This is a genomic window from Modestobacter sp. SSW1-42, assembly GCF_046635825.1.
GTDB lineage: Bacteria > Actinomycetota > Actinomycetes > Mycobacteriales > Geodermatophilaceae > Modestobacter.
This window is the reverse complement of the sequence record NZ_JBISCA010000004.1, coordinates 232,077-255,547: the sequence shown is the minus strand read 5'-3', so window position 1 is coordinate 255,547 and position 23,471 is coordinate 232,077. Positions and strand designations below refer to the sequence as shown.

The 23,471-nt window shown below is 75.0% G+C and carries 20 protein-coding genes, 2 tRNA genes and 1 other RNA gene; 8 read left to right on the top strand and 15 right to left on the bottom strand.

The window, feature by feature from the left end; translation table 11 throughout:
• Positions 1–2 precede the first annotated feature (2 nt).
• Positions 3–998 (top strand): glycoside hydrolase family 88 protein, encoded by a 996-nt coding sequence (locus ACGBYP_RS15520; protein ID WP_411585547.1) that lies wholly within the window; start codon positions 3–5, stop codon positions 996–998.
• 37 nt (positions 999–1,035) lie between these two features.
• On the opposite strand, the gene ACGBYP_RS15515 is transcribed toward ACGBYP_RS15520, so the two are convergent.
• Together ACGBYP_RS15515 and ACGBYP_RS15510 are read right to left on the bottom strand one after the other, a co-directional pair.
• Positions 1,036–2,385, bottom strand: coding sequence for a glycoside hydrolase family 6 protein (locus ACGBYP_RS15515; RefSeq protein WP_411585546.1), 1,350 nt, complete (start codon positions 2,383–2,385; stop codon positions 1,036–1,038).
• 219 nt (positions 2,386–2,604) lie between these two features.
• Positions 2,605–4,725: a TPM domain-containing protein gene (locus ACGBYP_RS15510; RefSeq protein ID WP_411585545.1), complete on the bottom strand. Its 2,121-nt coding sequence runs from the start codon at positions 4,723–4,725 to the stop codon at positions 2,605–2,607.
• A 138-nt stretch (positions 4,726–4,863) separates the two neighbouring features.
• Between ACGBYP_RS15510 and ACGBYP_RS15505 the strand changes: the two genes are divergently transcribed.
• Positions 4,864–5,220 carry a Rieske (2Fe-2S) protein gene (locus tag ACGBYP_RS15505; protein WP_411585544.1) on the top strand — a complete coding sequence of 119 codons (357 nt, stop codon included), beginning with the start codon at positions 4,864–4,866 and terminating at the stop codon, positions 5,218–5,220.
• 34 nt (positions 5,221–5,254) lie between these two features.
• Here ACGBYP_RS15505 and ACGBYP_RS15500 read toward each other — a convergent pair whose 3' ends face one another.
• From ACGBYP_RS15500 to ACGBYP_RS15455, 10 genes are all read right to left on the bottom strand, one after another.
• Positions 5,255–6,976: a dipeptide ABC transporter ATP-binding protein gene (locus ACGBYP_RS15500; protein ID WP_411585543.1), complete on the bottom strand. Its 1,722-nt coding sequence runs from the start codon at positions 6,974–6,976 to the stop codon at positions 5,255–5,257.
• Positions 6,973–7,992 carry an ABC transporter permease gene (locus tag ACGBYP_RS15495; RefSeq protein WP_411585541.1) on the bottom strand — a complete coding sequence of 340 codons (1,020 nt, stop codon included), beginning with the start codon at positions 7,990–7,992 and terminating at the stop codon, positions 6,973–6,975. Before ACGBYP_RS15495 ends, ACGBYP_RS15500 begins: the two co-directional genes overlap by 4 nt.
• 1 nt (position 7,993) lies before the next feature.
• Positions 7,994–9,094, bottom strand: a complete 1,101-nt coding sequence (locus ACGBYP_RS15490; protein WP_411585540.1) for an ABC transporter permease — start codon at positions 9,092–9,094, stop codon at positions 7,994–7,996.
• 129 nt (positions 9,095–9,223) lie between these two features.
• Positions 9,224–10,849: an ABC transporter substrate-binding protein gene (locus ACGBYP_RS15485; RefSeq protein ID WP_411585538.1), complete on the bottom strand. Its 1,626-nt coding sequence runs from the start codon at positions 10,847–10,849 to the stop codon at positions 9,224–9,226.
• A gap of 259 nt (positions 10,850–11,108) precedes the next feature.
• Positions 11,109–11,708 carry a recombination mediator RecR gene (gene recR / locus ACGBYP_RS15480; RefSeq protein ID WP_411585536.1) on the bottom strand — a complete coding sequence of 200 codons (600 nt, stop codon included), beginning with the start codon at positions 11,706–11,708 and terminating at the stop codon, positions 11,109–11,111.
• A 57-nt stretch (positions 11,709–11,765) separates the two neighbouring features.
• Entirely contained in the window at positions 11,766–12,101 is a 336-nt protein-coding gene (locus ACGBYP_RS15475) for a YbaB/EbfC family nucleoid-associated protein (protein ID WP_411585535.1), read from the bottom strand.
• Between the two features lie 255 nt (positions 12,102–12,356).
• Positions 12,357–14,621: a DNA polymerase III subunit gamma and tau gene (locus tag ACGBYP_RS15470; protein WP_411585533.1), complete on the bottom strand. Its 2,265-nt coding sequence runs from the start codon at positions 14,619–14,621 to the stop codon at positions 12,357–12,359.
• Between the two features lie 91 nt (positions 14,622–14,712).
• Entirely contained in the window at positions 14,713–15,438 is a 726-nt protein-coding gene (locus tag ACGBYP_RS15465) for a YceI family protein (protein ID WP_411585532.1), read from the bottom strand.
• Positions 15,439–15,505: 67 nt separating this feature from the next.
• An RNA gene (gene ffs, locus ACGBYP_RS15460) (signal recognition particle sRNA small type) lies at positions 15,506–15,601 on the bottom strand.
• Between the two features lie 66 nt (positions 15,602–15,667).
• Positions 15,668–15,752: transfer RNA gene (locus tag ACGBYP_RS15455), tRNA-Ser, on the bottom strand.
• Between the two features lie 143 nt (positions 15,753–15,895).
• Here ACGBYP_RS15455 and ACGBYP_RS15450 point away from each other — a divergent pair.
• Positions 15,896–16,243, top strand: coding sequence for a hypothetical protein (locus ACGBYP_RS15450; protein ID WP_411585531.1), 348 nt, complete (start codon positions 15,896–15,898; stop codon positions 16,241–16,243).
• Between the two features lie 34 nt (positions 16,244–16,277).
• Positions 16,278–17,999 carry a serine/threonine-protein kinase gene (locus tag ACGBYP_RS15445; RefSeq protein ID WP_411585530.1) on the top strand — a complete coding sequence of 574 codons (1,722 nt, stop codon included), beginning with the start codon at positions 16,278–16,280 and terminating at the stop codon, positions 17,997–17,999.
• Between the two features lie 78 nt (positions 18,000–18,077).
• Here ACGBYP_RS15445 and ACGBYP_RS15440 read toward each other — a convergent pair.
• The 3 genes from ACGBYP_RS15440 to ACGBYP_RS15430 all read right to left on the bottom strand — a co-directional run bounded on the left by ACGBYP_RS15440 (position 18,078) and on the right by ACGBYP_RS15430 (position 19,226).
• A tRNA-Ser gene (locus ACGBYP_RS15440) sits at positions 18,078–18,163 on the bottom strand.
• 10 nt (positions 18,164–18,173) lie between these two features.
• A complete protein-coding gene (locus ACGBYP_RS15435) occupies positions 18,174–18,632 on the bottom strand; it encodes a nucleoside deaminase (protein ID WP_411585529.1) in 459 nt (152 codons plus the stop codon).
• A gap of 69 nt (positions 18,633–18,701) precedes the next feature.
• Positions 18,702–19,226, bottom strand: a complete 525-nt coding sequence (locus ACGBYP_RS15430; protein ID WP_411585528.1) for a tRNA adenosine deaminase-associated protein — start codon at positions 19,224–19,226, stop codon at positions 18,702–18,704.
• Positions 19,227–19,238: 12 nt separating this feature from the next.
• On the opposite strand from ACGBYP_RS15430, the gene ACGBYP_RS15425 reads away from it, so the two are divergent.
• From ACGBYP_RS15425 to ACGBYP_RS15410, 4 genes are all read left to right on the top strand, one after another.
• A complete protein-coding gene (locus ACGBYP_RS15425; protein ID WP_411585527.1) occupies positions 19,239–20,186 on the top strand; it encodes a prephenate dehydrogenase in 948 nt (315 codons plus the stop codon).
• A 29-nt stretch (positions 20,187–20,215) separates the two neighbouring features.
• Positions 20,216–20,452: a DUF2630 family protein gene (locus ACGBYP_RS15420; protein ID WP_411585526.1), complete on the top strand. Its 237-nt coding sequence runs from the start codon at positions 20,216–20,218 to the stop codon at positions 20,450–20,452.
• 163 nt (positions 20,453–20,615) lie between these two features.
• Positions 20,616–21,608 carry a UDP-glucuronic acid decarboxylase family protein gene (locus ACGBYP_RS15415; RefSeq protein WP_411585525.1) on the top strand — a complete coding sequence of 331 codons (993 nt, stop codon included), beginning with the start codon at positions 20,616–20,618 and terminating at the stop codon, positions 21,606–21,608.
• Positions 21,609–21,753: 145 nt separating this feature from the next.
• A complete protein-coding gene (locus ACGBYP_RS15410) occupies positions 21,754–23,430 on the top strand; it encodes a VWA domain-containing protein (protein WP_411585523.1) in 1,677 nt (558 codons plus the stop codon).
• Positions 23,431–23,471 lie beyond the last annotated feature (41 nt).

Here is a 23,471-nt window from a genome sequence, read left to right as displayed (position 1 = left end):
GCATGTCCCGAGGCACACCGCACCCGCTGCTGGACGACGTCGTCCGGCAGCGGGTGCTGTCGTGTCTGCTGACGATGCAGCGCCACTCCTGGGACCAGGGGGTCACGGCCGCCGCACTGGAGGACGCCGGCGCGGTGGACCTGCTGCGCGTGCTGGCCGACGACGCCGTCGCCCGGCAGCTGCCCGACGGCCGGCTGGCCGAGCTGGACCCGGCCTGCGCGGTGAACAGCGGGGCGGTCGGCGAGCTGGTCGCACTGCTCGCCGGGCGCACCGGCGACCCGGGCCTGGCCGCGGCCACCGGGCGCCAGCGCGACTGGCTGCTGACCGGGGCACCGCGCGCCGGTGACGGCACGCTGTTCCACCTGACCGGCTCCCGGCAGGTGTGGGCCGACAGCGTGTTCATGGTCGTGCCGTTCCTGGTCGCCGTGGGCGAGCCGGCCGTGGCGCTGGCCCAGTTCCGCGGCCACCGGTCGCGGCTGCGGGACCGGGCCACCGGGCTGTGGGCGGCCCGCTGGGACGAGGACGCAGGCAGGCTGGCCGACCCCCGCGCCTGGGGCACCGGCAACGGCTGGGTGGTGGCCGGCGCGGCCCGGGCGGTGCACCGGCTGCCGGGCGCTCCCGGCGCCGAGCTGGCCGCGGAGGTGCGCGCGCTGCTGGCCGCCTGCCGCCCGCTCCGCCGTCCCGACGGGCTCTTCGGCGACGTCCTCGACGACCCGGACGGCCCGGCGGACACGAACGTGGCCGCGATGGTCGCCTACGCCGCGCTGACCGGCGCGGCCGAGGGCTGGCTGCCCGCCGCCGACGGTGAGCTGGGCGAGTCGCTGCTGGGCTCGGTGGTCGAGCGGCTCGACGAGCTCGGCCGGGTCACTGGCGCCAGCGCCGCGCCGCACTTCGACCGGCCCGGGCACTCCCCCGAGGCCCAGGCCTTCCTGCTGCTGGCCGACTCGGCCGCCCGGCGGTGGCGGGCCTCGACGCGCCGGGGCGCCGCGTCGTCGTGACGCGGCGCCCCGGGCCGTTCGGTGGTGGTGCTGGCGGTCAGCGCAGGGCAGGCACCGCCAGCTGGGCAAGCTCGAGGGCCTGCTCGGGGAACCAGGCACCGGCGGCGGGATCGGTGATGCCGCCCCACTCCGGGTCGGTGGTGCTGCCGGTGATCCCGCGGTTGCACTCACCGTCGGACTGCCCCGGGGTCTTCACCCAGAGGTAGGCGTCCAGCAGCGGGAAGTCGGCGTCGGGCTGGGCCTGCGGGCGGGCACCCAGACCGCGGGCGGGCGGGTTGCACCAGGTCTGCGGGTCCGGGTAGCCAGCATCCGCGGCCGGCTCCCACGGGCCCTGCCCGTTGCGGCTGGTGTCGATCACGAAGTGCTCGGTCGGCACGGTGTCACCCAGCAGTGCGTCGAACCGCTGGTTGATGCCCAGGGTGTTGGCCGCCGGGTCGGTGGCGGTGTCGCTCCACTCCAGCATGGGGTCGAGCGCCACACCCTGGTAGCCGTTGGCCGGGCCGCCGTTCCAGTACTGGTTCGGGCAGGGGTCCGGGTCCACCTCGTGCGTGTAGTCGTCCGGCAGGACCGCGAGGCACTGGGAGATCCAGGTGCCGTACTGCGTCAGGTTGGCCGTGTACTGGTAGTTCGAGGTGTTCAGCGAGAAGCCCTGGAACTGCTCGACACCGGCGTCCTGCAGTCGGTCGGCGATGCTCGCGACGTTGTGCCAGCCGGTGTGCCCGGCGTCCAGGTAGACCAATGCGGCGGGGTTCACCCGCTCGATGGCCTCCCCGATGTACCTGATGTCCGCCAGCCGACCCTCGTCGGTCGGCACGAACTGACCGTCGTAGGTGCCCTCCGGACAGTCGCCGGGCATCAGCGGGAGCCCGTCCGGCTCGATGACCACGGTCACGGTGCCGGCCTTGGCCAGCCCGGCGGCGAAGCCGTCGGCCCAGGCGCGGTAGGCCGCATCGTCCGCAGCTCCACCGGAGGAGTACTGCGAGCAGTCCCGGCCGGGCACGTTGTAGGCGACCAGCGTCGGCACGGTCTTGTGCGCACGCGCCTGGGTCACCGTGCGGTGCACCTCCTTCTGGACCTCCTTCGGGGTCCCGCCGGTGAACCAGACCGCCTGCGGGGTCTCGATCACGGCCTCGATCAGGGCGGCGTCAGTCGACCGCCCCTGCCTCTGGAGGTCGGCGATCTGCTGCTGCGCGCCCGGGTCGGGTCGCGGGGTGTAGAAGCGCGTGTCGGCCGGGAGGACGGCCGCCTCGGGTGCGGTGAGCGAGGGCGCCGGGGTCGGGGCGGGCTTGGCCGAGGCCGGCGAGCTCATCGCCAGCTGGCCGACCGCCACGGCGGCCGAGACGGCCAGGATCGTGGCGCGCCTGCGCGAGAGGTGATTCGAGAACATCGTCGTCCTGTCGTCGGGGGACCCACGGGCCGCATCGCCCAGTGGGAGCGCTCTCACATCACTGTCGTGGCATCCCCGTGATGAAGGGGTGTGGGAGCGGTCACAGCTTCTCCCGGGAAGCCGCCGATGGCAAGACAGAGTTCCGGAACTCTTCGATCGCGGCTGGCGACCGGCCCGGCCCGCCCCAGCCCTCCCGCCATCGGTTCGCGACCGGCCGGGTCAGAAGCCCCCGCCGGCGCCCCGCCGACCACGGCTGCCCGAGCCGCCGAAGCCGCCGCTGGAGCCCCGGCGGCCGCCTCCACCGCCGAAGCCGCCACCCAGGCCGCCGCCGCCGAACCCACCGCCGCCGAAGCCACCGCCGCCGAACCCGCCACCGCTGAAGCCACCCCCGCGTCCGCGACCCCCGCCGCCGAGCAGGATGCCGCCGAGGACCAGGCTGCCCAGGTCGACCCCGGGGCGCCCGCCGTAGCCGGGCTGCACCGGACCGGGCGCGTAGCCGGGCCCGCCGCCGTACCCGCCACCGGACCACTGGTCGACGTCGCTGCGGGCCAGGTCGAGCGCGTGCTGGGCCAGCGTGGCCGCCTGCTGGGCCTCGGCCAGTGCGGCCTCCGGATCCGCCGGCCCGGCGGTGACGGCCGCGTCCAGCCGGCGCTGGGCCTCGGCGAGCCGGGTGCGGGCCTCCGGGCCGACGGCGCCGCGCCGGGTGCTGATGAAGTCACCCGCGGCGTCGATCGCCGACCGGGCGGTGAGCAGCGTCTGGTCGAGTGCGGCGGCGGCCCGGCGGGCGCGGGTGGCGGCGTCCCGGGCGGTGCCCAGCGCCCGGTCCAGCGCGATGTCGGCCTCCTCGAGCTGCCGCAGCGTGGCCAGCGGGTCGTAACGCTGACCGGCCGGCGCGGCGTCGGCCGCGGCCAGCGCCGCCTCGGCGCGGGCGACCAGCCCGGGCAGCTCGCCGCTGTCCACACCCTGGCCGGCGAGCAGGCTGCGCGCCTCGGCGAGGTCCTGCTGGGTCTCCGCCCGGACCGTGGCCAGCCGGCCCGGCGCCGCGTCGAGGTCGGCGGCCAGTCGGCCGATGGCGTCGAGCAGGGTGCCGGTCTGGGCGACGGCGTCCTCGGCGGTGCGCAGCGAGGCCACCGCCATGCCGGGGGTGCCGGCCGACAGCTGGCCGCGGGCGTCGTCGATCTCGGCGCCGGCGGCGGCCAGCAGGGCGCGCGCCTGGTCGACGTTGCCGGCCACCGGGGCGAGGGCGCTGTCGGCGTACCGGCTGCGCAGGTCGGCCAGCCGGCGCTCCTCTTGCGGCAACCGCTGCTCGAGAGCACCGACCTGCGGGGCGAGCTGGTCCAGCGCCTGCGGGGCGTTCCGCTCCAGGTCGCGCAGCCGGTCGAAGGCCTCGGCCTGGGCGTCGAGCCGCGCGTCGGCCGCGCCGGTCAGCCGCAGGATCTCGGCCAGCATGCGGCGCGTGGTCGGCTCGTCCTCCGGGACCTCGTCGTCCAGCTGCTGGCGCAGCGCGAACGCCTGCTGCAGCTCGGTCTGCGACTGGGCCAGCGCCTCGGCGAAGCCCGCCACCGGCTCGTCGCCGTACTGGGCGCGGGCGAGGTCGAGCTCGACCGACGACGTGCGCGCCGCCTCGTCGAGGTCCAGCAGCGCGCCGCTGGCGCGGAAGGTGAGCTGCTCGGTCGTCTCGTCGGGGAACGGGTCGGCGGCCCGGGCGGCCGCGGTCTCCTGCGCGGCGGTGGCGCTGCGCCGGCGCCGGTTGCGCACGAGCAGGTACCCACCGCCGCCGACCACCGCGACGCCGGCGACGACGGCGAGCGCCGCTCCCCCGCCGCCGCCCCCGCTGCTGCTGGCACCGGCCGAGCCGGTGCCCGTGGCCGAGCCGCCGCCGCCGGCGAGCCCGTCGGCCAGCGCCACCACCGCACCGGACCAGTCGCTGCTCTCCAGCGCGGGCTGCACGTCGGAGCCCAGCACGTCCCGCAGCTGCGCGTCGGAGATCGGCGACCGCTGGTCGAGCGAGACCGCGTACGACCGGACCGAGGGGTCGACGGCCACCGCGAAGACGACGCCGTCGGCCCCCAGGCCGGACGTCTCGGCGGTCGCGTCGGCCCAGTCCTGCCGGTCGAGGCCGTCGAAGGTGTCGACGAAGACGGCGTAGAGGCGGATGCCCTCCTGGGCGCGCAGCCGCTCGATCGCGTCCTCCGCCGCCGCGGTGTCGCCCACCACCCCGGCCGGGTCGGTCACCGGCTGGGTGAGCCGGACGGGCTGCTCGGCGTGCGCGGTGCCGGTCATCAGCAGGGCGGCGGCCAGCGCGAGCAGGACGGCGAGCAGTCGGGCGAGGCGGGACATGCGCCCATCGTCGCCGATCACGCGCCCGCAGGCGCGATCATGACCCGGCGCCCGCGTTCCGTTGTCCACGACCGATCGGCGTCTGACCGTACCTGCGCCGGGTAGGAGGGGGGCTCCCACCGAGACCAGGAGGCACCCGTGCCGAAGCCCCAGCGCGTCCCCGCCGCCGAGCTCCCCCCCGGCGCGGTCCGCCCAGCCGGCCCGTGGGCGGTGGCCAACGCCGACGGCCGGCTCACCGCGGTCTCCCGCCGCTGCCGGCACCAGCTGGCCGACCTGTCCCAGGGCAGCGTGGACGCCGACGGCTGCCTGGTCTGCCCGTGGCACCAGGCCCGCTACGACCTGCACACCGGCGAGATGGTGTCCGGGCCGCGCGGCTTCCTCGGCTACCACGGCCCGACGCCGGGCTACTCCGGTCTGGTCAAGCTCCTCGGGCAGGTGGCGCGCCTGCGCGTGCGCCGCGCCCACCGCGAGGGCCCGGACGTCGTCGTGGAGTGATCGGGGCCCCTCCCGCGGAAGAGGGCCCCGATCGTCAGCCCTGCGCGCTGAGGGCGTTCCAGGTGTCGCGGCGACGGGCCTGCTCGTCGGGGTCGGGCACCGGCAGCGAGGCCAGCAGCCGTTGCGTGTACGGGTGCTGCGGCGCCCCCAGCACCTCGGCGCCCGTGCCCTCCTCGACCAGTCGCCCCCGGTAGAGGACGGCGATCCGGTCGGCGAGCAGGTCGACCACGGCGAGGTCGTGGCTGATGAAGAGCGCCGCGAAGCCGAGGTTCTTCTGCAGCTCGTCGAACAGCTCGAGCACCCGGGCCTGCACCGAGACGTCGAGGGCCGAGGTCGGCTCGTCGGCGATGAGCAACTCGGGCTGCAGCGCCAGGGCCCGGGCCAGGCTCGCCCGCTGGCGCTGCCCGCCGGAGAGCTCGTGCGGGAACCGGTCCCCGAAGGCCCGCGGCAGCTGCACCGCCTCCAGCAGCTCGTCGACCCGGGCCCGGGCGTCCCGGGCGTCGTCCGCCCGCTTGTGCACGACCAGGGGCTCGGCGACCGCGTCGGCGATGGTGAGCAGCGGGTTGAAGCTGGACGCCGGGTCCTGGAAGACGAAGCCGATCCGCTCGCGCACCGGCCGGAACGCGCGCTCCTTGAAGCCGTTCATCTCCGCGCCCAGCACCTGCAGCGACCCGCCGGTGACCTTGGTCAGTCCGGCCATGGCACGGCCGATGGTGGTCTTGCCGCTGCCGCTCTCCCCCACCAGTCCGAGCACCTCGCCCGGGCGGATGGCGAAGCTGACGCCGTCCACCGCGGTGAAGTCCGGACGCCGGAACCGGCCCGGGTAGACGATCTGCAGGTCGCGGGCCTCGACCACGGGCGCGGCCTCGGCCCATCCTGGCGCGCGGCGCGCCGCGCGTTGCCGGGTGAGCTCGACGCCCTGCCCCAGCCGCGGGACGGCCGCCAGCAGCCGCTGCGTGTAAGGATCCGCCGGGGCGCTGAACAGGGTGCGGACGTCGGCCTGCTCGACGATCTCGCCCTGGTACATGACCGCGACCCGGTCGGCCAGGTCGGCGACGACGCCCATGTTGTGGGTGATCAGCACGATCGCGGCGCCGAAGTCGTCGCGGCAGCGGCGGAGCAGCTCGAGGATCTCGGCCTGCACCGTGACGTCGAGGGCGGTGGTCGGCTCGTCGGCGATGATGACGCCGGGGTCGAGCACGAGCGCCTGGGCGATGACGATGCGCTGCTTCTGCCCGCCGGAGAACTGGTGCGGGTAGTGGTCGATCCGCTCCTCGGGGTCGGGGATGCCGACCCGGCGCAGCACGTCGACCGCCTTGGCCCGCGCCTCCCTCTTGCTGAGCTTCCCGTGGGCGCGCAGCCCCTCGATGATCTGCCAGCCCACGGGGTAGACCGGGTTGAGCGAGGTGGACGGCTCCTGGAAGACCATGGCGGCGTCCTCGCCGCGCACGTCACGCAGCGCCGCGCCGCGCAACGGGACGACGTCCTGGGAGGACCCGCCGTCCTTGCTGGACAGCACCACGGCGCCGCGCACCCGCGCGGTCTCCGGGAGCAACCCGAGGATGCTGCGCGCGGTGACGGTCTTGCCGCTGCCGCTCTCCCCCACGATGGCCAGTACCTCGCCGGCCCGCACCTCCAGCGTGACGCCGGTGACGGCGTCCACCGTCCCGGAGTCGGTGGCGAAGGAGATCTGCAGGTCCTTGATGTCGACGACGGTGCCCGTGCCCCGCTCGTCCGTCCCCTGTGCGTGGCTCACTTCAGCTGTCCTTCCGTGGCGACGACGGCGCCGCCGGGCTCGACGATGCCGGCCGGCGGGGGCGTGGTGTCGGCGGCCTTGCGGCGGCTGCGCAGCCGGGGGTCGGCGAGGTCGTTGAGGCTCTCCCCGACCAGGGTCAGGCCGAGCACGGTGAGCACGATGGCCGCACCCGGGAAGACCGAGGTCCACCAGATACCGCTGGTGACGTCGGACAGCGACCGGTTGAGGTCGAAGCCCCACTCGGCGGCCTTGGTCGGCTCGATGCCGAAGCCGAGGAAGCCCAGCCCGGCGAGGGTCAGGATCGCCTCGGAGGCGTTGAGGGTGAGGATCAGCGGCAGCGTGCGGGTGGCGTTGCGCAGCACGTGGCGGGTCATGATCCGCCAGTTGCTGGCGCCGATCACCCGGGCGGATTCGACGAACGCCTCGGACTTGACCCGCACCGTCTCAGCGCGCACCACCCGGAAGTACTGCGGGATGAACACCACGGTGATCGAGATGGCGGCGGCGAAGATGCCGCCCCACATGCTCGACTGCCCGCCGCTGATCACGATCGCCACGACGATGGCCAGCAGCAGGGTCGGGAAGGCGTAGACGGCGTCGGCGACGACCACCAGCACGCGGTCGAGCCAGCCACCGAAGTAGCCGGACACCAGGCCGAGCAGCACGCCGATGACGATCGACAGCAGGACCGCGACGACGATCACGTACAGGGCGGTGCGTGAGCCCCAGATCACCCGGGAGAGCACGTCGTAGCCACCGACGGTGGTGCCGAGCAGGTGGTCACCCGAGGGGGCGGCCTGGGCGCCGAACGGGCCGTCGGCGTCGCGCAGCTGCCCGTATTCGTAGGGGGCCAGCAGCGGGGCGAACACGGCCGTGACGACGAAGACGCCCATCAGCACCAGGCCGGCGACGAGCATGCCGCGCTGGAGGCCGACGCTCTGCCGGAGCTGCGAGACGACCGGCAGCTGGCGCCAGGTGCGACGTCGTCCGGTGCGCGGGGTGGTGGCGGTGGCCATCTCAGTACCTCACTCGGGGGTCGATGAGCGCGGCGATGACGTCGACGATGAAGTTCGTGACGGCGACGATGACGGCGAGCAGGGCGACGATCCCCTGGACGGCGACGAAGTCGCGCGCCTGCAGGTACTCGGCCAGCTGGAAGCCCAGGCCCTTCCACTCGAACGTGGTCTCGGTGAGGACGGCGCCGACGAGCAGCAGGGCGATCTGCAGGCCGATGACGGTGATGATCGGGATGAGCGCGGGCCGGTAGGCGTGCTTGCGCAGCAGCCGTGACTCGCTGACCCCGCGCGATCGGGCCGCCTCGACGTACCCGGTGCCCAGGGTGCCGATGACGTTGGTGCGCACCAGCCGCAGGAAGACCCCGGCGGTGAGCAGCCCCAGCGCGATCGCGGGCAGGACGGCATGCTGGAGGACGTCGCCGACGACCTCGCCGTCGCCGGTGCGGAGGGCGTCGATGATCGCGATGTTCGTGGGGCTGTCCAGCCGCTGCATCTGGATCTCGGCCCCGGTGGAGGCGCGGCCGGCGACCGGCAGCCAGTCCAGCCAGACGGAGAACACCAGCTTGAGCAGCAGGCCGGCGAAGAAGACCGGCGTGGCATAGCAGAGGATCGCGAACACCCGCAGCAGCGCGTCGGGAGTGCGGTCGCGGAAGTAGGCCGCGACCATGCCCAGCGGGATGCCGACGATGAAGGCGACGATCAACGCGTAGACGCTCAGCTCGAGGGTGGCCGCACCGAAGGTCTTCAGCACGTCGGTGACCGGCGTGCGGTCGCTGATCGTGGTGCCGAAGTCGCCGCGCAGGATGCCGCCGAGGTAGTCCCAGTACTGGCTGAGCAGCGGGCGGTCGTAGCCGGCCTCGCTGATCCGCTGGGCGAGCTGGTCGGCCGGCAGCCGGCCGCCGAGGGCGGCGGTGATCGGGTCGCCGGTGGACCGCATGAGGAAGAAGACGGTCGTCACCAGGATGAAGATCGTCGGGAAGATCAGCAGGAAGCGGACCAGGAGGTAGCCGCCGAGGCCACCGCCTCCGCCGCGCTTCCGGCGTGCCGCAGGGGCCGCGGGGTCACCGGCCTCGGTGGCCGGCTCCGTCGTGGTGGTGGTCATCTCTCCCAGTCCATCAGTACCGCGCCTGCCCGCGGCGGGCAGGTCCGGACGTGCGGAGCCCCGGGCGGCCCGCTGTTCGCGGGTCGCCCGGGGCCGTGTGCGGTGTGTCGATCGATCAGCGGGAGCTGATCAGCCCTTCGAGAGGGCGCCGTAGCGGAACTTGAACGAGGCGTCGAGGGTGTCCTCGACGCCCGAGACGTCGGTCCCGGTGACGGCGACCTGGGCGCCCTGCAGGTAGGGCACCGTCGACAGGTCGTCGGCCACGAGGTCCTGGATCTGCTCGATCAGGGCCTGGCGGGCGGCGGGGTCGGGGGTGCTGGCCTGCTGCAGGATCAGGTCGTTGACCTGCTGGTCGCTGTAGTGGTTGCTGAGGAAGTTCTCCGTGAGGAAGAACGGCGTCAGGTAGTTGTCGGCGTCGGAGTAGTCCGGGAACCAGCCGAGCTGGTAGGCCGGGTACACGTCGGTCGTGCGGTCCTTGGAGTACTGCACCCACTCGGTGGTCTGCAGGTTCACCGCGAAGAGGCCGGTGGCCTCCAACTGGTCCTTGATCAGCGCGTACTCGTCACCCGAGGACGGCCCGTAGTGGTCGTTCGAGTACTGCAGGTTGAGCGTGACCGGCGTCTGCACGCCGGCCGCCTGCAGCCGCTGAGCCGCCTTGTCGGCGTCCGGGCCACCGGCGCCGTCGCCGTACTTGTCCTGCAGCGGCGTGGTCGCGCCGGTCAGGCCGTCGGGGACGAAGGAGTACAGGGGCGTGTAGGTGCCCTTGTAGACCTGGTCGGCGATCTCCTCGCGGTTGATCAGGTCGGCCACCGCCTGGCGGACGGCGAGCGCCTTGGCCGGGTCGGCCTCGGGGGTCGTCGCACCGAAGGGCTGGGTGTCGAAGTTGAACGTGATGTAGCGGATCTCGCCGCCGGGGCCGTCGACGACCTTGACCTCGCTGTTGCCGCGGAGGTCCTCGACATCGGTCGCGGTCAGGCTGCGGAAGGCGACGTCGATGTTGCCCTCCTGCACGTCCAGCTTCAGGTTCGAGGCGTCGCTGTAGTACTTGACGTTGACCTCGGCGGTCTTCGGCGCGCCCAGCAGCCCCTTGTACTCGGGGTTGGCCTCGTAGGACAGCAGGTCGTTGAGCTTGTAGCCGGTCAGGGAGTACGGGCCGGCGAAGGCCTCGCCGTCGACGATCGTCTGATCCGGGGTCAGCGCGTCGGCCGAGAAGACCTCCTCGTCGACGATCGGACCGGCCGGGCTCGACAGGATCTGCGGGAAGACCTGGTCGTCGGGGCTCTTCAGCGTGAAGACGACGGTGGTCTCGTCGGGCGCCGCGACGCTGTCGAGGTTGTAGAGCAGCGACGCCGGGCCGTTCTCGTCGTTGATCGCGACCATGCGGTCGAAGGAGAACTTGACGTCCGAAGAGGTCAGCGTGTGGCCGTTGGCGAAGGTCAGCCCGCTCTTGAGCTTCACCGTGTACTCAGTGGGCGCGGTGAACTCGGCCGACTCCGCGATGTCGGGCTCGACGTCGGGGCTGCCCAGCGGGGTGTTCATCAGGAACGGGTAGACCTGGTTCATGACGGCGAACGAGCCGTTGTCGTACGAGCCGGCCGGGTCGATCGTGGTGACCTTGTCGCTGGTGCCGAGGGTCAGCGCCTCGCCACCGCCACCGCCGCCGCCGGTCGCGCCGCCGTCACCGCTGTCATCGCTGCCGCCGCACGCCGACAGCACGAGCGCCGCCGCCGTGATGCCCGCCGTCGTGGCCAGCATGCGCCGGCCAGTCCTGGACACGGAGTTCAATCCGCCACCTCGTTCTACATGGGGAGACGGCCCGCGGGCGCGCGCAGGCGCGCCGCCGGGGCCGCCTGTGGCCGTTGGTCGGCCATGAGTAACACACCCAGCGGTGCGTGACGGAACCGTCGGGGAGGCTGTGATCGTCTTGTGACCACGGCCGTTCGCCGGTGTGACGTGGGGCGCTCGCCGGGTGTTCACCGGCGCGGCACTCCCCCGACCCGCCGGAGGACGCCGATCAGGCGTCGATGCGGCGGCGGCCCTCGAAGGCGCGGCCCAGGGTGACCTCGTCGGCGTACTCGAGGTCGCCGCCCACCGGCAGCCCACTGGCCAGCCGGGAGACCGCCAGACCCAGCGGCCCGACCAGCCGGGCCAGGTAGGCCGCGGTGGCCTCGCCCTCGAGGTTCGGGTCGGTGGCGATGATCAGCTCGGTGACCTGGCCGTCCATCAGCCGGGTCATCAGCTCCTTGACCCGCAGGTCGTCGGGGCCGATGCCCTCGATCGGGCTGATCGCCCCGCCGAGCACGTGGTAGCGGCCCTTGAACTCACGGGTGCGCTCGATGGCCACGACGTCCTTGGGCTCCTCGACGACGCAGATGACGTCGAGGGAGCGGCGGGGGTCGCGGCAGATGCGGCACTGCTCGCCCTCGGCGACGTTGAAGCAGGTCACGCAGAAGCGGACCTCGGCCTGCACGCGCTGGAGAGCGGCGACCAGCCGGCCGACGTCGGTGGACTCGGCGGCCAGCAGGTGGAAGGCGATGCGCTGCGCGCTCTTGGGACCGACCCCGGGCAGCCGCCCGAGCTCGTCGATCAGGTCCTGGACAGCGCCCTCGTACACGGTTCTCCTCGTCTGGGGTGGGGTGCGCGGGCGGTGGTGCCCGCGCACCCCGGTGGGTCAGAAGCCGGGCAGACCCAGGCCGCCGCCGAGGCCGCCGGTCAGCGGGCCCATCGTGCTGGCGGCGAGCTCGTTGACGGCGCGCTGCGCGTCGCGGACGGCCGCGATCACCAGGTCCTGCAGCGTCTCGACGTCGTCGGGGTCGACGGCGGCCGGGGCGATGGTCAGCGCGGTGATGTCGCCGTCGCCGGTCATGGTCACCGTGACCAGCTCACCGCCGGCCGACCCGGTCACCTCCGTGGCGGCCAGTTGCTGCTGCGCGGCGGCGAGCGCCTGCTGCATCTGCTGCGCCTGCGCGAGCAGGGCCGACATGTCGGGCTGTCCTCCGGGTCCCATGGCACCGAGAGTAGGTGCTGCCCCCGACACTCCGCCGCCGCCGGGCGCAGCACCCACCCCGACCGCACGGAGGCACGACGGTCAGGCCCCCTCGCAGGGACCCGCCGCGCGCGGAGCGTGCCGTGCGGCGAGTGTCAGGCCCCCTCGCAGGCAGGGGCCCGCCGCGCGCGGAGCGTGCCGTGCGGCGAGGGTCAGGCCCCCTCGCAGGGGCCCGCCGCGCGCGGAGCGTGCGGTGGGGGGCGAGGGGGTCCTTCGTCAGTCCTCGATCGGGCGGGCGCCGAGCTGTGTGCGCAGCAGCAGCAGGGCCGCGGCGTGCGGGTCCTGCTCGGGGGCGTCCGCGCTGCCGGCCACGGGCTCGGCGGCCCGCTCGGCCATGAGCTCGTCGGCCTCGGCGGTCTGCGCCGCCTCGGCGGCGGCGCGGGCGGCCTCGGGCGTGGCCGCCGGGCCGGCCGGGGCCTGCCCCGGCACGTCGACGATCGTCTGGACCTTCCACCGGACGCCGAGCAGCTCCTCGACCGACTGCCGGACGATCTCCCGGTTCAGGTCGTCGCCCATCATCTTGGCCAGCGCCGGCGAGGTGAACGACAACGTGAGCGTGCCGTTGGCCAGGTCGTGCACCTGGGCGCTCTTCATCAGCCCCTCGGTGGTGCGCTTGTGCCCGCGGACCACCTTCAGCAGCTCGGGCCAGATCCGCCGGACGTCGGCGGTGGTCAGCGCGGTGTCGCCCCCGGCCGGCTCGGGCGGGGTGGCCGACACCAGCGGTGTGGGCTCCCCACCGCGCGGCGAGGGCGCGGACTCCGCGGCGGCCCGGGGGGCCGGGGCGTGATCGGCGGCCGGACGGGCGGGCTCGCGCGGCGCCGGGGCGGCGGGCGCGGGCCGGGGCGCCGCGGCCCGGGCCGGCTGCGGCCAGTCCTCGTCGTCGGTGGGCTCGGGCGGCAGCGGGACGTCGGGCTCGGCGTCGGTGACCGCCGGACGTGTCCGCGGATCCGGCGCGGCCGGCGGGGTGACGGGCGGGGACGCCGGCGGCGCGGCGGGGGTGGACGCCGCCATGGCGCCGGGGCGTGCGGTCACCGGCCAGCCGTCGTCCCCCTCGGGGGCCGACGCGGCCGGCGCCTGCCGGGCCGGTGCGGCGGGGGCGGCCGCGGCCGCGCGGGCCTGGGACGGCCGGACGTAGGCCGGCCGGCTGGGTGCCGCGGCTGCTGCGGCGGCCGGCACCGGGGCGGCCGGAGCCGCGGGGGGTGCGGCCGCAGGCGCCGGCTCGGCGGCGCGGGCGGCCACCGGGGCGGGCCGGGGCGCCTCGCGCACCGGCTCGCGGCCCGGTGCGCCGGCGACCTCGGGGCGGCCGGCGTGCTCACCGGCGATCGACATCCGCCGTTCGAGCCGCTCCAGGCGCTGCAGGGTCGCCGCGGCCGAGCCGTCGGTGGCCGGCAGCAGCATGCGGGCGCAGACCAGCTCCAGCAGCAGCCGGGGCGCCGTCGTCCCGCGCATCTCCGTGAGGCCCTCGTGCACCGTGTCGGCCAGCCGGGACAGCGTGGCCGCGCCCAGCGCCTGCGCCTGGCGGGTCATCAGGTCGAGCCGGTCGGGCGGGCAGTCGAGCAGCCCGTTGCCGCTGGCCTCGGGGACGGCCTCCAGCACGATGAGGTCGCGCAGCCGGTCGAGCAGGTCGGTGGCGAACCGGCGCGGGTCGTGGCCGGCCTCGACCACCCGGTCGACGGCCTGGAAGACCCCGGGGGCGTCGGAGGCGGCGAGGGCGTCGACGGCCTCGTCGAGCAGCGCCTCGTCGGTGACGCCGAGCAGGCCGACCGCCGAGCGGTAGGTGACCCCCTCGGGCCCGGCGCCGGCCAGCAGCTGGTCGAGGATCGACAGCGAGTCGCGGACCGAGCCGCCACCGGCGCGCACCACCAGCGGGAAGACGGTGGGCTCGACCGTGACGCCCTCGGCCTCGCAGGTGCGCTCGAGCAGGCCGCGCAGCGTGCTCGGCGGGACCAGCCGGAACGGGTAGTGGTGGGTGCGCGAGCGGATGGTCGGGAGGACCTTCTCCGGCTCGGTGGTGGCGAAGACGAAGACGAGGAACTCCGGCGGCTCCTCGACCACCTTCAGCAGGGCGTTGAAGCCCTGCGTGGTGACCATGTGCGCCTCGTCGACGATGTAGACCTTGTACCGGCTGTTGACCGGGGCGAAGAACGCCTTCTCGCGCAGGTCGCGGGCGTCGTCGACACCACCGTGGCTGGCCGCGTCGATCTCCATGACGTCGATCGAGCCCGGGCCGTCGGGGGCCAGCGCGACGCAGGACCCGCACACGCCGCACGGGGTCGACGTCGGGCCCTGCTCGCAGTTGAGCGAGCGGGCCAGGATCCGCGCCGACGACGTCTTGCCGCAGCCCCGCGGGCCGCTGAACAGGTAGGCGTGGTTGATGCGCCCGCTGTCGATGGCGTTCATCAGGGGCGTGGTGACGTGCTCCTGACCGACCACCTCGGCAAAGGTCGCCGGGCGGTACTTGCGGTAGAGCGCCAGAGCCACGCCCCGAATCTACGTGGCCGTGCCGACGGTCCCGGCGCACCTCGCCCGTCCGTGCCGGTGCGTCACCGACCCGGCACGGACGGGCGCCGCGTCACTTCGCCAGGTGCAGGAAGAACTCGACCTGGCCCCGGTCCTCCACCCGGACGAAGCCCAAGTTCGGCGGCTCGATGCCGAAGTCGCCGAAGACGACCGGCACCGCGCCCGAGACGTCGACGCCCTCGGCGGTGCGCACGACGGCGATCTCGGTCTGCACCGGCCGGGTGACGCCGGCGAGGGTCAGCTCCCCGGTCACCGGCACGGTCACCGGGGTGCCGGTGAGCTCGGGCAGGTCGGCGGGCTCGGTCACCGAGAAGACGGCCGTGGGGTTGGCCGCCACGTCCATGACGTTATCGCGGAAGTAGCCGTCCCGCCGGTCCGAGTCGGTGGTGATCGAGGCGACGTCGACGGTCACGTCCGCCTCGGTGAGGTCGCCACCGGCGATGACCACCGAGCCGGTGACCTGGTCGGTCGTGCCGGCGACGGTGACGTCGGCGCCGTTGAGGACCTCGTCCACGCGGTAGCCGGCCGACGAGTCGGCGGCGATGGTCCAGGTCCCGTCGAGCGCGGCCACGTCGGGCGTCGGCGGGACGGCGCTGCTGGGCGCCCCCGAGGCGGGCGCGCTGGTCGTGGCGGCAGCGGCCTCGGGCTGGGCCTGCACCGTGCGCGCCGGCGCGGCGTCCTCCTCCAGCGCGGCGTAGACGAGGGGCCCGCCGATGGCCCCGGCGGCGACCACCGCCAGCACGCCACCCGTGATCCACCAGACGCGACGACCGGCCATGTCCACTCCCGAGGTTGACGGTTCATGGATCGAACCGCACGAACCTGGGAGGAAGCTGTGGGAGGACGCAAGGGACCCCTCGCACACCCGTCAGAGCCCGCTTATCCTTGCTGCCTTCCGGCCCTGGGGAGGTTCACAGGGTGACGCCGCACGAGGGGTCGTCCACCACTGTAGAGGACGACCGGCGCCCGGTGGGACAGGGGGCGGCCGCCGGGACGACGACCTGTTGCGGAGGATGGGAGATTCGAACTCCCGAGGGCTTGCACCCAACCCGCTTTCCAAGCGAGCGCCATAGGCCACTAGGCGAATCCTCCAAGTGCGTCGGTCACTGTACCGGTCCGCTCCTCCGACGCGCGCCGCTCCCCCCTCGCCCGGGGCGCCCGCAGGCCCCCGGGGTGGTTGAGTGATCGACGACAGCCGGCGACCGCCGCGCACACGACGACCGGAGGGACAGGACATGAGCAGTACCGAGCAGGTGCGGCCCGAGGTGGTCGCGGCCATCGTCACCGCACTGCAGAACACCGACCCCAGCGACCTCCCGGCCGACGCCACCCGCGCGGAGAAGGACGCCGCCAAGGACCAGTACCTGTCCGGCATGGTCGCCGAGCGGGCCCAGCGCGACCGGCAGACGCGGGCGTGGGAGCTGCTGCTGACCCGCGGGCACGACGAGCCGCCGAGCTGGGAGTCGCTGTTCGACGAGCTGCCGGAGAGCTCGCTGGCCGAGCTGGCCGAGCTCTACGACGCCCTGCCCGAGGGAGCACAGACGGAGTACGCGCGCCGTTACGGCGCCCCGGTCTCCGCCTGACCGGCGGACCGGTGGGCGTGCGGGCAGGCCAGGGGTGACGGCGCCGGGATCCCGGGTGGCCGGGCGCTACCTCGTGCGCTCCCGGCTCGGCGGCGGCGCGATGGGCGCCGTCTGGCTGGCCCGCGACGAGCTGCTGGGTCGCGACGTCGCGGTCAAGCAGGTGCTCATCCCGGTCGGCAGCGACCCCGAGGCCACTGCCGGCCACCGCGAGGCGGCCATGCGCGAGGGCCGCATCGCCGCCCGGCTCACCCATCCGCACGCGGTCTCCGTCTACGACATGGTCGACGACGGCGGGACGCCGTGGCTGGTCATGGAGTACCTGCCCTCGCGCAGCCTGGCGCAGGTGCTGGCCGAGCAGGGCACGCTGCCGGTGCAGCAGGTCGCCACCATCGGCGCACAGGTGGCCGACGCGCTGGTCGCCACGCACGCCGCCGGCGTCGTCCACCGCGACGTGAAACCGGGCAACATCCTCATCGGCGAGGGCGGCCGCGCCGAGGGGCTGGTGAAGATCACCGACTTCGGCATCTCCCGGGCTCGCGGCGACGTCTCGCTCACCCAGACCGGCGTGGTCAAGGGGACGCCGGCCTACCTGGCCCCCGAGGTCGCCCGCGGGCAGGAGCCCGACGAGGCCAGCGACGTCTACTCGCTGGGGGCGACGGTCTACGCCGCCCTCGAGGGGACACCGCCGTTCGGCATGACCGAGAACCCGCTGGAGATGCTCTACCGGGTCGCCGGTGGCGACTTCACCCGGCCGCGCAACGCCGGGGCGCTCACCCGGCCGCTGATGCGGATGCTGGACTCCGACCCGGGCAGGCGCCCGTCGATGACCGAGGTCCGCGACCAGCTGGCCGGCCTGGCCGCCGGCCGGGGCCGCGACGTCACCGACGTGCTGACCGCGCGCACCCCGATCCCGCCGACGCTCACCGACGCCCGCGCGGTGGGCGACCGTGCCATGCCGGCCGTGCCGCCGCCGGCCGAGCGGTCGGTCGTGGCACCGGTGCCCGTCACGCCTCCCCCGCTGGTCGAGACGCCCGACGAGCCGGCGCCGGCGACCCCTGACCCGCCGCCGACGGCGGTCGAGCCGGTGGCGGCGCCCCCGGCGCAGCCGCCCACGCCTGCCCCGGCGCCCGCCCGCGCGCCGCGCCGGCGCCGCGGGGTGCTGCTCCTCGCCGCACTGACCGCGGTCCTGGTGGCGGCCGGCGTCGTCCTGTTCCTGCTCGGCCAGGACGGCGACGGGCGCTCGACCGCCGCACAGACCGGCACGCCCACCCCCTCGCCGTCGTCCGCTGCGCCCACGCCGACGCCCACGTCGACGCCCACCCCCTCCGACACCCCCGAGCCGTCGGAGACCCCGGCGACGTCGTCGTCGGCCGCGCCGACCAGCGCGGCCCCGACCGAGACGACCTCCGCCGCCCCCACCCCGACCACGCCCACGGGACCCGCGCCGGGCTCGGCGGCGGAGGTGCAGCAGACGCTGACCAGCTACTACGCGCTGCTGCCCGGCGACCCGGCGGCCGCCTGGGAGCGCACCGGTCCGACGCTGCGCGGGTCGATCTCCCGCGAGGGCTACATCCGGTTCTGGAACCGCTTCAGCTCCGTGACGCTGGGGCCGGTCTCGGCCGCCGACGGCTCCCTGACGGCCACCGCGCCGGTCACGTACGTGGAGAACGGGAGCAGCGAGCCCGAGCAGCACACGTTCACCTTCGTCCGCGGGGACGACGGCCGACTGCTCGTGGACTCCGACCGGGCCCAGTAGGGCGCGCGCCGGGTGACGGGGCCGGGAACGACGACGGCGGCGCCCGATCCGGTGTGGATCGGGCGCCGCCGTCGGCTGCGGTGGCGGTGGGATTTGAACCCACGGAGGCTGTGAACCTCACACGCTTTCGAGGCGTGCTCCTTCGGCCGCTCGGACACGCCACCGCCGGAGAGACTACAGGCCCCGCTTCGCGCGGAAGAAGGCACGTAGCAGCGCGCCGGACTCCTCGGCGCGCAGACCGCCCACGACCTCGGGCCGGTGGTTGAGCCGGCGGTCCCGGACGACGTCCCACAGCGAGCCCGCGGCGCCGGCCTTGGGGTCGTCCGCGGCGTAGACGACCCGGGCGACGCGGGCCAGCACGCTCGCGCCGGCGCACATCGTGCAGGGCTCGAGGGTGACCACCAGCGTCGCGCCGGTCAGCCGCCAGCCGTCGCCGTGCCGCCGGGCCGCCTCGCGCAGGGCCAGCACCTCGGCGTGCGCGGTCGGGTCACCGCGCTTCTCGCGCTCGTTGGCGGCCTCGGCCAGCACCGCGCCGTCCGGCCCGAGGACGACGGCGCCGATCGGCGTGTCACCCCACTCCTGGGCCGCGGCGGCCAGCTCCAGCGCCCGCAGCATCGCCTCGTCGTCGGTCACGGGTACATGGTGCGGACGGTCGGGAGCTGCCCCCCGCTGGGGGCAGGGCTCGACCGTCCGCGGGACACCTCAGGCGGTGGCGGCGGCCCGCAGCTCGTCGGCGAAGCCGATCCGTGCGGCGATGGCCAGCACGAGCTCGTCGGCCCACATCTCGCCGGACTCCAGCAGCGCGGTGAGCTCGGCGGCGGGCAGCCCGGCGTCGGCGAGGACGTCGAGGTCGCCCCCGGGCCAGCCCTGCTCGCCGTCGTCGAAGGCGTCCTCGACCGTGGTGCCGGCGTCGACCGGGATGCCGTAGCGCTCGACCACCTCGGCGGCCAGCAGCCCCTCCTGGAAGGTGGCGTCGGAGATCAGCGCGCGCACCATGCCGCCGGGCCCGTGCCGCAGCACCACGAAGTAGAGCCGGCTGTCGACGACCACCACCAGCGGGCCGGGCCAGCCGGGCGACCCGGGCTCACCGAGCGCCCGCTCCAGCGCCGGGAGCTCGCTGTCGGCGTCGGCGGCCAGCAGCTCGCACTGCCAGCGCCCGTCGATCCGGGCGGCCCGGACGGCGAAGCTCGGCCGCAGTGCGGTCCCGGGGTCCGGCGGGGTGGTCATAGCCTGTAGATCATGGCCGACCCTGCTCCCGACGACAGCGGGCCACCGGCCTTCCCGGTGCCGACGATGCCGGTCCCACCGGTCTCGGTCGTGGGGCTCGGCCAGCTCGGCGGGTCGCTCGCCGCCGCCCTGGCCGCCGGTGGCCGCCCGGTGTCGGGCTGGGACGTCGACCCCGCGGCCCGCGACGCCGCCGCGGACCACGGCGTCCGCGTCACCCGGGAGCTCACCGGGGTCGTCGTCCTCGCCGTCCCGCTGCCGGTGATGGCCGGGGCGCTCGAGGGGCTGCGGGTCGACCCGGGGGCCACGGTCACCGACCTCGGGTCGGTCAAGGTGCCGGTGCTCGACGCGCTGGGCGCGGCGCTCGGCGACCGGTACGTCGGCGGGCACCCGATGTGCGGGACGGAACGGTCCGGCCCGGAGTCGGTCGACCCCGCGCTGTTCACCGGCGCCCGGTGGGCGCTCTGCCTCGAACCGGGCACCGACCTGCGCCGCTGGCTGCGGGTCGCGGAGATCGCGCTGGCCGTGGGCGCGGAGGTCGTGCCGGTCACCGCGGCCGAGCACGACGACGCGGTCGCCGCGATCAGCGCCGTCCCGCACCTGCTGGCGGCCGCGCTGGCTGCGGCCGCGGGGCAGGCCGGGCCGCTCGCGCTGTCGCTGGCGGCCGGGAGCTACCGCGACGCGACCCGGGTCATCGCCAGCGACCCGGCGTTCGTCACCGCGCTCGTCGAGGGCAACGCCGCACCCGCCGCCGCCGCTCTGGCGCGGGTGCGCGACCAGCTCGACCGCCCCTGGCCCGACCTGGTCGCCGACGGGCACGCCGTGCGCACCGCCACCGCCGGACGGCGTCCGGTGCGGGTGCCGCTGGAGCGGGCGGCGCTGCTGTCGCTGGGCCGGTCCGGGGGCGCGGTGACCCGGCGGCTGGCCGCCTTCGTCGAGGGCTGGGTGCCCGAGCAGGCATGAGCCCGTCCCCGAGGGGGCAAGCTGGGCACATGGCAGACGACAAGGACATCCGCGCCCAGATCGAGGCGCTGGTCGAGGAGGAGCACACGCTCCGCAACGCGAGCGAGCACACCGAGGAGCAGCGCGCCCGCCTCCGCCAGATCGAGGAGGACCGCGACCAGCTCTGGGACCTGCTCCGCCAGCGCGACGCCAAGCGCCAGTACGGCGAGGACCCCGACGAGGCGCAGCCCCGCCCCGAGCCGCAGGTCGAGAACTACCTGCAGTAGCCGGTCGGACGGCGGCCGCCCTGGTCGCCGTCCCCCGATCGGTGGCGCCGCTGCCCCTGGAACACTTCGGGATCGAAGTGTGTGCGAAGTTGATCTCCCGGGTAGGCGGACGGACGCAGACCGTGTGGGCGACGCACGGGTGCGGCAGACAGGAGCAAGGTCGATGGCAGTCCAGGACGCAGTGCGCGGCACCCGTGAGATCCGCCGGGCGGTGGTGACGGGCGGCGCCGGGTTCCTGGGCTCCCACCTGTGCGAGCAGCTGCTCGAGCGCGGCGTCGAGGTCGTCTGTCTGGACAACTTCCTCACCGGCGCCCCGGAGAACGTGGCGCACCTGATGGAGCACCCCGGCTTCCGGCTGGTCCGCTGCGACGTCACCGACTACGTGCACGTGCCCGGCCCGGTCGACCTGGTGCTGCACTTCGCCTCGCCGGCCAGCCCGCTCGACTACCTGAAGATGCCGATCGAGACGCTCAAGGTCGGCAGCCTGGGCACCCTGCACGCGCTGGGCCTGGCCAAGGAGAAGGACGCCCGGTTCCTGCTGGCGTCGACCTCGGAGGTCTACGGCGACCCGCTGCAGCACCCCCAGCGCGAGGACTACTGGGGCAACGTCAACCCGGTCGGCCCGCGCGGGGTCTACGACGAGGCGAAGCGGTTCAGCGAGGCGCTGACCACCGCCTACCGCACCTCGCAGGGCATCGACACCGCGATCGTGCGCATCTTCAACACCTACGGCCCGCGGATGCGCGCCGACGACGGCCGCGCCATCCCGGCCTTCGTGGGCCAGGCGCTGTCCGGCCGGCCGCTGACCGTGGCCGGCGACGGGTCGCAGACCCGCTCCATCTGCTACGTCGACGACACCGTCCGCGGCATCCTCGCGCTGGCCTTCTCCGACGAGACCGGCCCGATGAACATCGGCAACCCCGACGAGCTGTCGATGCTCGACCTGGCCCGCTGGATCGTCGAGCTGACCGGCTCGCAGTCCGAGATCGGCTTCATCGACCTGCCGGTCGACGACCCGAAGGTGCGCCGCCCCGACACCACGCTGGCCACCGAGGCGCTCGGCTGGGCCCCGGCGGTCACCTCCGAGGAGGGCCTGCGGCGCACGGTCGCGTGGTTCGCCGGCCAGCGCGAGGCGGCCCTGGCCGAGGTGGGCTGATCGCCGGACCGGGCCGGGCCGCAGCGCCTCGCGGGCCCTGACGGGCGCCGTTCCGGTGGGTACAGTGGCGCACCGACCGATGGCCGCACGCCCCCTGGGCGCCGGGCACCCGTACGGGGCCTGCGAACACGACCGGAGAACCCTGATGGGGCGCCACGCCCACACCCGCGCCCGTTCCGACCGCCGCACCCGCCCCGCACTGCTCGCAGGCCTGGCCGCGCTCGTCGTCGCCGTGGTCGTGGCCGGGCTGGTCTGGTGGACCTCCGGCGACGACGCGGCCACCCCGACGGCCCAGGCCGGGAGCTGCACCGACCGCCGCACGGTGCCGGTGACCGTCGCCCCCGAGCTCGGCGCGCTCGCCGGGACGCTGCTGGGGCAGCCCCTCGACCTGGGCGGCGGCGCCTGCGCGGTCGCCGAGGTCACCGCCACCGAGCCGCTGCAGACCCTGGCCGACCTCGGGTCGCTGGACCCCGACGCCCTGCCGCAGGTGTGGGTCCCCGACTCCTCGCTGTGGGCCGCCCGCGCCGGCGGCAGCGGCGTCGAGGCGGCCGGCTCGCTCGCCACCTCCCCGCTCGTGCTGGCCACCAGCCGCGCCGCCGCCGAGCAGCTCGGCTGGACGACGACCCCGCCGAGCTGGGGCGAGGCGCTGACCACCGACCGCCCGCTCGCGGTGCCCGACCTGGCCGCCAGCGCGGAGGGCGTCTCGGTGCTGGCCGCCGTCCGGCAGTCCCTGGGCGGCGGTGAGGCCGCCGACAACGCCGTCGTGGAGGCCGTGCTGGCCGCCGGCCGCGGCGGCGTCCCGACCGTCGCCGACGCGCTGGCCGCGGGCACCGCCGGGGGCGCCGACGCACCCCTGGTCCCGGTCAGCGAGCAGGAGGTGCTCGCCGCCAACCAGGCCGCTGGTTCCGACGCCCTGGTCGCGGTCTATCCGCGCGAGGGCTCGCCGTCGCTGGACTACCCGGTGCTGCGGCTGCCGGCCGGGGACGACGACGTGCAGCGCCGCGCGGTCGACGCCGTCGTCCAGGCGCTGACCACGGCCACGGCCGGTGAGCAGGCGCGCGCCGCCGGGTTCCGCGACCAGCAGGGCGGCTCCCCCACCGGCGCCGGCACCGGCACCGGCGTCCAGGAGGCCGCACCCCAGCAGGTCGCCCTCGACCCGGCCGCCGTCCAGGCCCTGCTCGGCCGGCTCTCCAGCCTGGCCACGCCGTCCCGGCTGCTCACGGTCATGGACGTCTCCACCTCGATGGAGGCCGCGGCCGGCGACGGCACCCGCGCGACGCTGGCCCGCGACGCCGGCAAGAGCGCGCTGACCCTGCTGCCGGACAACTACTCCGGCGGTGTCTGGGCCTTCGCCCACCGGCTCGACGGCGACCGCGACTGGGTCGAGCTGGCCCCGCTGCGCACCTTCGCCGCCGACGCCGGCGGTGGGAAGACCCAGCGCCAGCTGATCGACGAGCAGTTCGACACCCTGCCGAGCCTGCTCTCCCCCGGCGGCACCGGCCTGTACGACACGACCCTGGCCGCGGTGCGGGCCGCCCGGGAGGCCTACGACCCCAAGTCGGTCAACAGCGTCGTGCTCATCACCGACGGCGAGGACGACGACGACGAGGCCGGCGTCGACCTGCCCGTGCTGCTGGAGACGCTGCGCGCCGAGGCCGACCCGGCGCGTCCGGTGAAGGTCATCGGCATCGCGCTGGGCCCGGAGGCCGACCTGGCCGCGCTGGAGCAGATCGGCGCCGCGACCGGTGGCGCCGCCTACCCGTGCCTGGACCCCGAGGACCTGCAGGGCGTCCTGTTCGACGCCATCCGCCGCCGCGGCTGACGGTGACGGAGTCCCAGCGCTCGGTTCTTGCGGCGCTGGGA

What these genes read in the sequence shown, in the direction of transcription:
- ACGBYP_RS15520 (WP_411585547.1), top strand. Translation starts at nt 3, where the DNA reads ATGTCCCGAGGCACACCGCACCCGCTGCTGGACGACGTCGTCCGGCAG.
- ACGBYP_RS15515 (WP_411585546.1), bottom strand. Translation starts at nt 2,385, where the DNA reads ATGTTCTCGAATCACCTCTCGCGCAGGCGCGCCACGATCCTGGCCGTC.
- ACGBYP_RS15510 (WP_411585545.1), bottom strand. Translation starts at nt 4,725, where the DNA reads ATGTCCCGCCTCGCCCGACTGCTCGCCGTCCTGCTCGCGCTGGCCGCC.
- ACGBYP_RS15495 (WP_411585541.1), bottom strand. Translation starts at nt 7,992, where the DNA reads ATGGCCACCGCCACCACCCCGCGCACCGGACGACGTCGCACCTGGCGC.
- ACGBYP_RS15490 (WP_411585540.1), bottom strand. Translation starts at nt 9,094, where the DNA reads ATGACCACCACCACGACGGAGCCGGCCACCGAGGCCGGTGACCCCGCG.
- ACGBYP_RS15485 (WP_411585538.1), bottom strand. Translation starts at nt 10,849, where the DNA reads ATGCTGGCCACGACGGCGGGCATCACGGCGGCGGCGCTCGTGCTGTCG.
- ACGBYP_RS15475 (WP_411585535.1), bottom strand. Translation starts at nt 12,101, where the DNA reads ATGGGACCCGGAGGACAGCCCGACATGTCGGCCCTGCTCGCGCAGGCG.
- ACGBYP_RS15465 (WP_411585532.1), bottom strand. Translation starts at nt 15,438, where the DNA reads ATGGCCGGTCGTCGCGTCTGGTGGATCACGGGTGGCGTGCTGGCGGTG.
- ACGBYP_RS15450 (WP_411585531.1), top strand. Translation starts at nt 15,896, where the DNA reads ATGAGCAGTACCGAGCAGGTGCGGCCCGAGGTGGTCGCGGCCATCGTC.
- ACGBYP_RS15430 (WP_411585528.1), bottom strand. Translation starts at nt 19,226, where the DNA reads ATGACCACCCCGCCGGACCCCGGGACCGCACTGCGGCCGAGCTTCGCC.
- ACGBYP_RS15425 (WP_411585527.1), top strand. Translation starts at nt 19,239, where the DNA reads ATGGCCGACCCTGCTCCCGACGACAGCGGGCCACCGGCCTTCCCGGTG.
- ACGBYP_RS15420 (WP_411585526.1), top strand. Translation starts at nt 20,216, where the DNA reads ATGGCAGACGACAAGGACATCCGCGCCCAGATCGAGGCGCTGGTCGAG.
- ACGBYP_RS15415 (WP_411585525.1), top strand. Translation starts at nt 20,616, where the DNA reads ATGGCAGTCCAGGACGCAGTGCGCGGCACCCGTGAGATCCGCCGGGCG.
- ACGBYP_RS15410 (WP_411585523.1), top strand. Translation starts at nt 21,754, where the DNA reads ATGGGGCGCCACGCCCACACCCGCGCCCGTTCCGACCGCCGCACCCGC.